We start from the raw sequence: 1,349 nt of genomic DNA, 5'->3' as shown, positions 1-1,349 counted from the left end.
GGCGGGGTGCAGGGCCGCTGCGCCGACGAGCGGGTGGCGCTGGAGCTGGGCGTGCTGGGGGCGCTGCGCGGCCGGGCGCTGCTGCTCGTCGCGCTCACCACGGCCGCGCTCACGCTGGGCCACTACTGCACGTACACCTACATCACGCCGCTGGTGCGGGACGCGGGCGTCGCCCCGGCGGCCGTGGGCCCGGTCCTGCTGGGCTACGGGCTCGCCAGCTTCGGGGGGCTGTGGCTGGCCGGTGCCGTCGCCGACCGCCACCCGCTGGCCGCCCTGCGCACCGCCACCACCGGCACCGCCGCCTGCCTGCTCGCCCTCGCCGCCCTGTGGGCCACCTCCGCGCCCACCGCGGCCACCGTCGCCGTCGTGGTCGTGTGGGGGGCGGTCTTCGGCTCCCTGGCGACGCTGCTGCAGACGGCCGCCCTGCGCGCCAGCGCGGTCCCCGGCGCGGCACCGGCCGTGGTGAACGCGATGTTCAACGTGGGCATCGCCGCCGGTGCGTGGGTGGGTGGCCGCCTCCTGGTCACCGGTGCCGTCCCCCTCGCGCTGGTCAGCGCGGGGTTCGCGGCGCTGGCGCTGGTGCTGACCGCGCCCCGTGCGGCCCGGCCCGCGGGTATCCACCGCGGCGACCGGCCGCAGCGCCCCGCCCCCGCCTCCGGGCGGTCCTGAGGCCGCGGCCGTCCTACGCTCTGCCGGTGCCCGGTCCCGCTGACCCCCGCCGCCACCACCGCCCCGTCCTGCGCGGGCCGGACGCGCTGGCCGCCGTGGCCGGCGGCCTGGACCCCGCCGAGCGCGAGGAGGCCGCCCACGCCGTGGCCGTCGCCCTCGTGCGCGGGGTCCGCGCCGCCGGGGACGCGGAGGTGACCCGGCGCGTCGTCCGCCTCGCCGAGGAGGAGGGCATCGACCTGATCGCCTCCCTGTGGGCGGACTCCCCGCCGGACTCGCTGCCCGGTGCGCTGTGGCGGCTGTACGCGCTGCGCACGTGGGTGCGCGGCGACGCGGTGGCGGTGGCCCGGCAGTTCGGCGAGGGGCGCCGGCGGGCTCCCGTGCACGAGGTCGTCGCCGGTGTCGCGGAGCCGCCCGGGCCGGCGGAGGTGGTGGCGCTCGTCGACGCGGTCCTCACCGGTGTGGCGGGGGGCGACCTGGCCGTGACGTTCGAGCGGGCGGCCGCCTTCTGCCGGGTGGTGGCGGTGGGCCGGGCCCACCACGCCGACGAGCTGCCGGGCGCCTCGCCCGGGCGCACCGGGGACCCCGCCGACGCCGCCACGGCCCTCACCCGCTCGGCGGGGCGCCTGGTGCGCACCGCCGAGCAGCTGGAGGCCGCCGCGGTGCGCTGGCGGCAGGAGGAG

General features: G+C 80.5%; 2 protein-coding genes. Both read left to right on the top strand.

Annotation, left to right across the window (positions count from 1 at the left end):
• Positions 1 to 669 (top strand): MFS transporter (locus ABEB16_RS21505; protein WP_486336001.1); only part of this gene is annotated, 669 nt, incomplete at its 5' end.
• Between the two features lie 26 nt (positions 670 to 695).
• Positions 696 to 1,349 (top strand): hypothetical protein (locus tag ABEB16_RS21500; RefSeq protein ID WP_345714216.1); only part of this gene is annotated, 654 nt, incomplete at its 3' end.

The sequence above is a fragment of the Kineococcus glutinatus genome (genome assembly GCF_039542765.1).
Lineage (GTDB): Bacteria > Actinomycetota > Actinomycetes > Actinomycetales > Kineococcaceae > Kineococcus_A > Kineococcus_A glutinatus.
This window is presented reverse-complemented; position numbering and strand designations above follow the sequence as displayed.